The organism is Rhizobium ruizarguesonis, from assembly GCF_012349115.1.
In the GTDB taxonomy this organism is placed as follows: domain Bacteria; phylum Pseudomonadota; class Alphaproteobacteria; order Rhizobiales; family Rhizobiaceae; genus Rhizobium; species Rhizobium ruizarguesonis.
Genome location: NZ_PQIG01000097.1, coordinates 51,595 through 60,882 on the forward strand (window position 1 = coordinate 51,595; position 9,288 = coordinate 60,882).

A 9,288-nucleotide genomic window follows, 5' to 3' on the forward strand; every position below is an offset into this window, starting at 1 on the left:
GGGCAGCGGATGCGGATTTCATCCTGATCGAAGGCGCCGACTGATTTGTCACAGGACCCGTCCGCATCGTCCGGCAGCGTTCCGAACTACCGTCCCGTGGGCGGCCACGCGGTGCTCGTCGAATTCGGCGCGACCATCGATAAGCGGATCCACGATCAGGTCGTCAAGCTGGATGCCGCCTTGAAGGCGGCACCCTTTCCAGGATTCGTCGAAGCCGTTCCGGCCTATGCCAGCATTCTCGTATGCTTCGATCCGCTCGTGGCCGATCACCGGACGACGGAGGCGGCCATTGCCGAGCTTCTGGCGGCTGAGGTTCCAGAGACGATTGGAGCGATGCGCGAAGTCGAAGTCTGCTACGATCCTGATTTTGCGCCCGATCTTGACACCGTCGCCGAGGCAAGTGGATTATCGCCGGAAGACGTTATATCCGCCCATCTCTCCGGCGACTATAGCGTCTTCATGTACGGCTTCGCCCCAGGATATGCCTACCTTGCAGGCGTGCCCAAAGCCATTCAGCAACCGAGGAAGCCGGCGCCTATTCGCGGCATCGCTGCCGGAAGCGTGCTGATCGCCGGTCCGCAGTGCCTGGTGAGCACGCTCACCATGCCGACCGGCTGGTGGATCATCGGCCGCTCGCCGACGAAGATCCTCGATGCCGCGTCCAACGACCGTCCGTTCCTTTTCGACGTCGGCGACGCGGTGCGTTTCCGCCGCATATCGAGGGCCGAATTCGACGCGAGGTGCCTCGCATGAGCGAAGCCGTCCTTGCAATCAACTTCGCGGGTCCTCACGTCGCGATCCAGGACGAAGGACGTCACGGATTGATGCGGTATGGCGTTCCGGCCTCCGGTCCGATGGACAGGACCTCGTTTGCCGCCGCCAACGCCGCCGTCGGCAATCCTGCCGGTCAGCCGGCAATCGAAGTCTCCATGGGCGGCCTGGTTCTCGACTGCATGTCGGGGGAGGTTACCTTCGCCGTCGCCGGAGGGGGATTCATCGTAGAGCATGCCGACGACAAGCGCGGCGCATGGATGGTCGCCACCTTGAGGGCCGGGGAGCGGCTGGCGATCCGTCCGGGACACTGGGGAAGCTGGACGTATCTGGCCTTCGCCGGTCATATCGAGGCGAAGACCTGGCTGGGCAGCATGTCGACGCACAGTCTCTCCGGCCTCGGCGGCGGGCGCCTTGCAGCCGGACAGACGCTCACTATAGCCGATACGAACGTGCGGGATGATCGAAATGGTCCGATCACATGTCCGGTCATCACAAGACCGCGATCCGAGCTGCGTGTGGTGGTCGGTCCGCAGGATCGGTTCTTCTCGAAAGAAACCTTGTCGAATTTCCTTTCGTCGCCTTTCCGCCTGAGCGACGCTTATGACCGCATGGGCGTACGCCTCCAAGGTCCGTCGCTTGCGCCAAGTGCGGCGCTGGACATGCCATCGGAAGCGATCGTGCGGGGCTCGGTACAGGTCGCCGGAGACGGTGTTCCCACCATTCTGCTGGCCGACCACCAGACGACTGGAGGGTACCCGAAGATCGCCACGGTGGTGGATTCGGATCTGGACGCCTTCGTCCAGCTGCGCCCACGCGACCATGTCGGTTTCCTGGCCCTGACGCCGCAGCAGGCGATCGAGCAAATTCGGCTTCGGGCTTCGACGACCTCCCGTTACCTCGCGGCGGTCCGCGAGGGGACTTGGAAGACCCGAATATAGGCTGATGAACTGAAGGGCAGGGCGGCGATAGACGCTTGGAGCTGCCGTCAGCTCGAAGTACTGTTCAGGAAAATCCAGTTTCAGTTCGGGGGCACCATGGATTTTCTAAATGTCGCGGCGATCGTTTTCTTCGTTCTCGTCTGGGTGGCGGTCGAGCCTCTGATGGCAGCGGGGTGGCCGAGAAGGAACGACAGCCTTTCCGTTGATATGGTGCGCGTTCGCACGGCCTGGATGCGGGAGGTCCTGACCCGAGACAACAATTTCATCGGCGACGCGGCGATCCTCGGGCACACGATCAATTCGGCGTCCTTCTTCGGCTCCGCCAATCTCATCGTCATCGTTGGGCTGAGCGGCGCGCTGTTCATGGAGCCGAACTATGGATCGGGTGGCCTGATCACGATGTTTGCGGCTCAGGACCCCGCGTGGTTTTTCCAGTGCAAGGTCCTCCTGATCATGGCGACGCTGCTGCGGGGACTATCCGATTTCATCTGGGCGGTCCGGCAGATCAACTACTGTCTGGCGGCGATCGGGGCCAGCCCATCCCGGGATGAAGACAGGGACATCGCCGGTTGGACGAACGCCCTGACCCTGGTTTTGAACCCTGCGCTTCGATCATTCAGCGTCGGTGTCCGGTCTTACTACTTCACCGTCGCAGCCGCCTTCTGGTTTATCGGGCCAATCCCTTTCGCTGTTGCGACCATCCTCAGCGTCGGCGTCTTGATCTGGCGTCAATCCTGGTCGGATGCTGCAAAAGGGATCATGGCCATACGGAAGCTGCTTGACTAGGACAGGATGATTTAAGGCGCGGCCGGCCAAAATTTGAATCCTGTTCTAAATTTAAGAGTTAGAGCATGATGTCGTCCGAAAACCGCGCGCACTTTTCGGCATCCTGTTCTAGAGCCAAGCCTTAAGCTGGGCTGAACAGAAGCGACATCTTATTGGCGGTGTACGATGGATCGTCTCGAAGCGATGCGCATGTTGCTGGCCGTCGTCGACGCCGGAAGCATCTCTGCCGGCAGCAGGAAGCTCAACGCGCCGTTGCCCAGCGTCAGCCGCAAGGTGGCCGAACTTGAGCGACATCTTGGGGCAAACCTTATCATCCGCACCAGCCGCAATCTTCAGCTGACTGATGCCGGGCGCGACTATGTCGACGCGGCCCGAAAGATCATGGCGGATCTCGAGGAGGCCGAGCGAAGGGCGTCGGGGGAATACCAGACGCCCCGAGGCGTGCTGACGATCACGATGCCGATCGAATACGGCAGCCGATACGTGCTGCCCGTTGCGCTAAGCTTCATGGACAAATATCCCGAGGTATCGCTGAACCTTCTGTCGCTCGACCGCACGGTCGATCTCGTGTCCGAGCAGGTGGACATCGCGATCCGTCTCGGCGACCTCGCCGACAGCGCCCTCCATGCCGTCAAGATCGGCGAATTCCGCCTGCTGACCTGCGCGAGCCCTGCCTATCTCGAGCGGCACGGCATGCCCGAGCGTCCCGGCGATCTCATCGATCGCGACGGGATCATCTTCAACAAGCGGACATTCTTCTGGACATTCGACGTCGACAGTACGGCGATCGAGGCGGTGCCCCGCAACCGGCTGGAGGTGAATACGGCGGCGAACTGTGTTGCGGCGGCGGTGGGCGGGGCGGGGATCGCGCGGCTGTTCGACTATCAGATTCCCGACGAGCTGGCGTCCGGCGCGCTCATCCCCATCCTTCGCGATTTCGACGGGCCACCACAGCCCATTCATATCGTCTACGCGCGACAGGGGCTTCTCGCGTTGAAGGTACGGGCTTTCGTCGACTGGGTATTGCCGCGGCTGCGGAATATCCGCGAAGATAATCAAATATTATCTGAATGATGCGCGGATTTCTTCAACTGTTTGTTCCGGGCTCTGAATGTGCGGGAAGTGCCCGATGCCGGGCAGGACGTCGAGTTTAGCGCCGATCTTGCCGGCGAACTCGGTGCCCATCTCGCTTGTGATATAGAGGTCCTTCTCGCCCCAGATCACCTTCACGGGCGTCTTCAGCCGGGTGAGGTTGGCCTCGAGATAGTGCTGATCGCGGGTGAAATTCGCGTAGTAATGGGCGAAGGCATCCGCTGAAGTCATCCCGTCAAGGCTCCACGAACGGGTCATGTCCTGCTGGACGTGAGCCGGCAGATCGAATTGCTCGGCGCGCGAGAGGCCGCGCCTGTGCACGTTCTGAAGGATCTCGTCGCTCGTCTTGTTCATGTAGGCGCGGGTCGGCGAGGCGGTCGGTTCGGCTTTGAGATTCTGCAGGTTCTCCCACATGTATTGCGGCCGGTCGAACGGCGCGAAGTCGCCGACGATGATCTGCCTGGCGATCGTCGGCTCGTCGAGAGCAAGCAGCAGAACGGGGAGGGCAGCGATGTCAGTCGAGTAGATCACGAGGTTCGACCGGTCGATGCCTGCCCGCTCGATATAGGCCTTCAACACTTGGGCGTAGTCCCTCGGCGCATAGGAGAAGCGTGCCAAAATCGGGCGTGACGACTGCCCGTAGCCCGGCCAATCGAAGGCGTGGACGTCGTAGTCGCGAGCAAGCGTTGTCGCGATGCCCTTCCAGACCATCAGCGTTTCCGGAAACCCATGCAGAAAAAGCACGGTGCCTTTTGGCGCGGGGGCGCGGACAATCGTCCTCCTCAGTGTCAGGACTTCGTCGATCTCGATGAAGTCGACGGCGTCTTGCGCGGCTTGCGTAGAAGCGAAGGCTTCAGCCGTGTGGGAAGACGGAGTTGCTGCGACTGACGCAGCACTTACGGTTTTGTCCTTAGACATAGGATGTCCTTTCTGACCGGCGGTCAGCCAAAGCCCAAAAGCCGGCTGTCTCCACAAATAATTGAGCATGGCGTCAGCCCGCGGTAGCCGGAGAAAGTGAGAGGCACCCTCTCGACGGCGGCAGCGCTGCAACCCGCTGCCCAAGGCTGACATCTGAACGAGAGGGTGCCTCTCACTTTCGCGAGGTGCCGGCCGTCCGTCGACCCGCCCAAATATCCACCAGCCGCCGATTTGAGACAGCTCGTTGGCGTTTGCTTGCGGAAGGCAGAGCGTCGGCCGCGACAATATAAGGAAGAACTGATATGACTGACATTACCCAAAGCAGACAGGTTGCGGCCGCCCCCGACAAGGTCCGCGGCCTCCCGGGACACGCCACTGTCGGCACGAACGATCTGGATGCCGCCTCGGTATTCTACGACAAGCTTCTGGCCGTGTTCGGGATCGGACGAGTCCTCGTCCAGCCCGACCGAGCCATCTACTACGGTCATCGCACGCTCGAATTCGGCATCATCAAGCCGTTCGATGGCCGCCCTGCCGCCGTCGGCAACGGTGGAATGATTGCTTTCGAAGCGCCGTCCCGTTCAAAGGTCGACGAAGCCCATGCAACTGCATTGGCGGCGGGTGGCTCGGACGAAGGGGCTCCTGTTCCGCGTGGCGAGAACGGCACGGGTCCTTACTGCGCCTATTTTCGCGATCCCGAAGGCAACAAGTTTCTGATCTTTCGTTCCGGCGCGGACGCGGCCTGACGTTTTCGGCATTGAAGCGGGCAGGGGGCATCTTTTCCTCTCCTCGACACCACCAAAGGACACGGCATCATGGCAATGCTAAACGTTTTGAAACACCGCGACGTATCGCGCCGCTCGCTGCTGTCAGGCTTTGCCGCGGCCGGCATAACCGCCGTTCTCCTTCCGCGCGCGTCCGACGCCGCTGATGTTGTCGGCGTCGCGTCCGAGCAGATCCGACCGTTCAAGGTTGAGGTCTCCGAGGCGGCGCTCACCGATCTCAGGCGGCGTCTCGCCGAGACCCGGTGGCCCGACGGTGAAACCGTCATCGATCGTTCGCAGGGCGTCCAGCCCGACAGGCTGAAGGAGCTGGTGCGCTACTGGCAGTCGTCCTACGACTGGCGGAAGGCAGAGAGCAGGCTGAATGCCTTTCCGCAGTTTCTCACCACTGTCGATGGACTGGACATCCATTTCATCCATGTCCGCTCCCGTCATGAAAACGCGCTACCGCTGATCATGACCCACGGCTGGCCAGGTTCGGTCTTCGAGCTGCTTAATGTCATCGGGCCGCTCACGGATCCGACGGCGCATGGCGGCACGGCGGATGACGCCTTCCATCTGGTGATCCCTTCGATTCCAGGATTCGGTTTCTCGGGGAAACCTGCAGCAACAGGTTGGAACCCCCAGCGGATAGCGGCTGCCTGGGACGTGCTGATGAAGCGACTGGACTATGACCGCTATGTCTCGCAGGGCGGCGACTGGGGCGCGATCATCAGCGACACCTTGGGTCGCCAGGCGCCCGAAGGGCTGCTCGCGATCCACGTCAACCGGGTCGAGCGTGCCACGACGTTTCCATCGGAGGCAGCGCAGGCTCTTAAAAATGGAGGGCCGGCTCCCGATAGCTTGTCTCAGGATGAGAAGGTCGTCTTCGACGAGGCTCGGGACTTCCTCAACAATGGCTTCGGCTATGCAGCGATCATGAGCACGCGGCCGGAGACGATCGGTTACGGCATTGCGGATTCTCCGGTCGGCCTCGCCGCCTGGCTTTACGACAAGATCGCCGACTGGGTGTATACACGCGGCGATCCCGAACAGGCCCTTGGCAAGGATGCCATCCTCGACAACATCACGCTGTACTGGCTGACGAACACCGGCCCTTCCAGCGGTCGCATCTATTGGGAAAACGTCATGTCGGGCGCAAAACTCACGCCCGTCCAAGTCCCGGTCGCCGTCACGGTGTTTCCCGGTGAGGTCTACAAGCCGCCAAAGCACTGGCTGTCGAAGGCCTATCCGAAGCTTATCCACTACAACCGCGCCTCCAAGGGCGGTCACTTCGCTGCCTGGGAGGAGCCAGAACTCTTCAGTCAGGAGATCCGGGAGGCCTTCAGAAGCTTGCGGTCTTAACGCCGTCTGGCCTTTGGTTCGCAGTCTGCGTCCCCGAGACCGGTTCGTCGATTGACGTTGGTCGTGCAACGCTTCACAAAGTCCGAAGTTTCGACCAACCCAGCAAACGCGACGACACCGTCGCGGGGACCACGGCCACATGCGCATCATCGACGACCGTCATCCCCGCCGCGGAGTGTGCGCATTCCTGACGGTGGTATTTTCAACGCTTCTGCTGGCGAGTGCAAACGCCGCCTCAGCGGCTGAGCCGACCAATTCCTCGGCACCGATCCGGGTTATTATCGAATTGCCGAACGATGATTCCGGACGAGCGCTGGTCAATCGGATCGTTCCGGGCAATCAGGAACCGGCGCAGCCGATAGCAGTCTCGCAAGAGGCGGCACTGGCGTCGATTGCCACGTCACTACAGGATTTGCGCCAGAGGTTGCTCACACTCGTCGATGCCGTTCCGACGCTGCCTGGGCAGATCCAGTCGGCGATCCGGGTCTTCCAAACGGATGATCGTATTGAACCGGTCGGCCTGATCTTGGCGGTCATACTTTTCGTCGCAGGCGGGTTCGTTGCGCAGCGCCTTGCCTGGTGGTCAGGGCGAGGGCTGCTCCATTTTGTGCTGAACGCGCCCGCCGACACCGTCCGGCAACGGATCAAGCTCCACGCCGCCCGGCTTTCCATGGGTCTTCTCGCCTTGGTCGGCTACCTGATCGGAAGCCTCGGCGCGTTTATCCTCTTTCCATGGCCTGCCGTGTTTCGCGATATTGCACTCATTCTGCTATCAGCCGCGCTCATGGTGCGCCTTGGCGTGCTCGTGGGCCGCATTGTCATCGCGCCGGGCGCCCGCCTGCCGCATATGCGGCTTCTGACGCTTGTCACCTCGCTTGCCTGGTTCTGGTACTACTGGCTCCTCGGAATCGTCGCAGTGCTGGCGGCTGGCTGGGGCACCATCGAAGTGATCGGGACGATCGGGGCTTCACCCATCTTGGCCGATCTCTTTACCGCAGCATGGCTTGGTGTCGTTTCAATCGCTTTGATCGTTATGATCTGGCTGCGGCATTTTCGTTCTGACGGGCGGCCCGTGAGCCGGCTGGTCTGTGTCGGCTTCAGCGCGAGCATCCTGCTATCGTGGCTGTTATGGGTATCCGGGCTCCGCGGTGCATTCTGGACAGTGGTCGTCATCACGCTTCTGCCCCTTACCGTTTCGGTGGCTCATGATATCATTCGTCGCATTATACAATCCGGCGACCAGCAGGCGGTCGAAGATCCGGCCATCGTCGGATGGTCTGTTGTCATCATGCAAACGCTGCGGAACGGCCTCATTGTGGTCGCCGCGCTGCTCATTGCCCGCGCGTGGAATGTCAATCTCAGTGATCTCGCCGCAGCCGAAACGGTGACCACGCGTTTGATCCGCGCCGGAATCCGCATTGTTATCGTGCTGCTGGTGACCGACGTTATCTGGAAGCTTGCAAGCACGTTGATCGACAGCCAGATGGCGGTGGCGTCGCGAAGCGAGCAGGGGGGACATCACGACGGACCCGACGCGCGCCGGCGTCAGCGGTTGAATACCCTCCTTCCCATTCTTCGCAATGTGCTGTTCCTGGCGATCGGCGCTGTCGGCTTCCTGATGATCCTGGATGCCGTTGGCATTCAGATCGGACCGCTGCTGGCAGGCGCTGGCGTCGTCGGCATAGCCGTCGGTTTCGGTGCCCAAACACTCGTCAAGGACATCATCTCCGGCGTCTTTTATCTGTTCGACGATGCTTTTCGCATCGGCGAATACATCCAGGCGGCAAAATATAAAGGGACGGTCGAAGGTTTCTCGCTGCGATCGATCCGCTTGCGCCATCACCGCGGTCCGGTCACCATCGTTCCCTTCGGCGAACTTGGAGCGGTGCAAAACCTCAGCCGTGACTGGGTCATCGACATCATCACGCTCACCCTGAACTATGACAGCGACCTTGAGGAGGTCCGCAAGACCATTAAGCGCATCGGCGTTGAGCTTCTGGAGGATGCCGAACTCGGACCCAACATCATCGAGCCCTTGAAAATGCAGGGGATCGAGCAGATGGCGGATTATGGTGTGCAGATACGGCTGAAGTTCATGACGAAACCCGGCGAACAGTTCGGCGTTCGCCGAAAGGCCCTTGCCATGCTCAAGAAGACATTCGCGGAAAAAGGCATCCAGTTTGCAACGCCGACCGTTCATGTTTCCGGCGGTCCCGCCGATGCAGCGGCAACCGCCGCCGCCTCGGAGCTGCAAAGACCACCGAAAGTCATCCCGACACTTGAGGAATAGCAACGGCGAGTCCACGTGCGAGCTTTCCATCGAATCCCGTCAATGCTCAACACTCTGACCCGGACGTTGTCGTCAAGCGCGCGTCGTCCGAGACACAGGTTTCTAAAAGAATCTGTTGGCTGGGATCGGCCGCTCAACGAGGCACGTCTGCAGACAAACTCGCCGATGTACTGGATCGTCCAGGCGCAAATTCGAGCGGGGCGATTTTAAAAGAGTGGGCTATAAGATGGATGACGAAGGTATGCCATTGTAATCAAACGGCATCCTCATGTTCCATAATCTATCTTATGCGATATATGTTTGTAGCCGGGTACATTCTATTTCCAAGTGCGACATGCCAGTAATTTCAATGGCTTCACTTTGG

At 60.6% G+C, this 9,288-nt stretch carries 8 protein-coding genes; 7 read left to right on the forward strand and 1 reads right to left on the reverse strand.

All coding sequences use genetic code 11. From position 1 onward, the window contains the following. Positions 1-45: 45 nt before the first annotated feature. The 4 genes from C3Y91_RS25495 (at position 46) to C3Y91_RS25510 (ending at position 3,572) form a co-directional block, all read left to right on the forward strand. Complete coding sequence (locus C3Y91_RS25495; RefSeq protein ID WP_024322602.1) at positions 46-753, forward strand: 5-oxoprolinase subunit B family protein; 708 nt, start codon at positions 46-48, stop codon at positions 751-753. After that, positions 741-1,712 (forward strand): 5-oxoprolinase subunit C family protein, encoded by a 972-nt coding sequence (locus C3Y91_RS25500; protein WP_024322601.1) that lies wholly within the window; start codon positions 741-743, stop codon positions 1,710-1,712. Before C3Y91_RS25495 ends, C3Y91_RS25500 begins: the two co-directional genes overlap by 13 nt. 96 nt (positions 1,713-1,808) lie before the next feature. Further along, positions 1,809-2,498, forward strand: coding sequence for a DUF599 domain-containing protein (locus C3Y91_RS25505; RefSeq protein WP_024322600.1), 690 nt, complete (start codon positions 1,809-1,811; stop codon positions 2,496-2,498). 165 nt (positions 2,499-2,663) lie between these two features. Beyond that, a complete protein-coding gene (locus tag C3Y91_RS25510) occupies positions 2,664-3,572 on the forward strand; it encodes a LysR family transcriptional regulator (protein ID WP_130681666.1) in 909 nt (302 codons plus the stop codon). Here the strand turns inward: C3Y91_RS25510 and C3Y91_RS25515 are convergent. Beyond that, a complete protein-coding gene (locus C3Y91_RS25515) occupies positions 3,561-4,508 on the reverse strand; it encodes an alpha/beta fold hydrolase (RefSeq protein WP_130760731.1) in 948 nt (315 codons plus the stop codon). The genes C3Y91_RS25510 and C3Y91_RS25515 overlap by 12 nt on opposite strands. 302 nt (positions 4,509-4,810) lie before the next feature. Between C3Y91_RS25515 and C3Y91_RS25520 the strand changes: the two genes are divergently transcribed. The 3 genes from C3Y91_RS25520 to C3Y91_RS25530 all read left to right on the forward strand — a co-directional run bounded on the left by C3Y91_RS25520 (position 4,811) and on the right by C3Y91_RS25530 (position 8,924). After that, positions 4,811-5,254 carry a VOC family protein gene (locus C3Y91_RS25520; RefSeq protein ID WP_024322597.1) on the forward strand — a complete coding sequence of 148 codons (444 nt, stop codon included), beginning with the start codon at positions 4,811-4,813 and terminating at the stop codon, positions 5,252-5,254. Between the two features lie 69 nt (positions 5,255-5,323). After that, complete coding sequence (locus C3Y91_RS25525; protein ID WP_130681664.1) at positions 5,324-6,634, forward strand: epoxide hydrolase family protein; 1,311 nt, start codon at positions 5,324-5,326, stop codon at positions 6,632-6,634. Between the two features lie 139 nt (positions 6,635-6,773). Further along, positions 6,774-8,924, forward strand: coding sequence for a mechanosensitive ion channel domain-containing protein (locus tag C3Y91_RS25530; protein WP_168575988.1), 2,151 nt, complete (start codon positions 6,774-6,776; stop codon positions 8,922-8,924). Positions 8,925-9,288 lie beyond the last annotated feature (364 nt).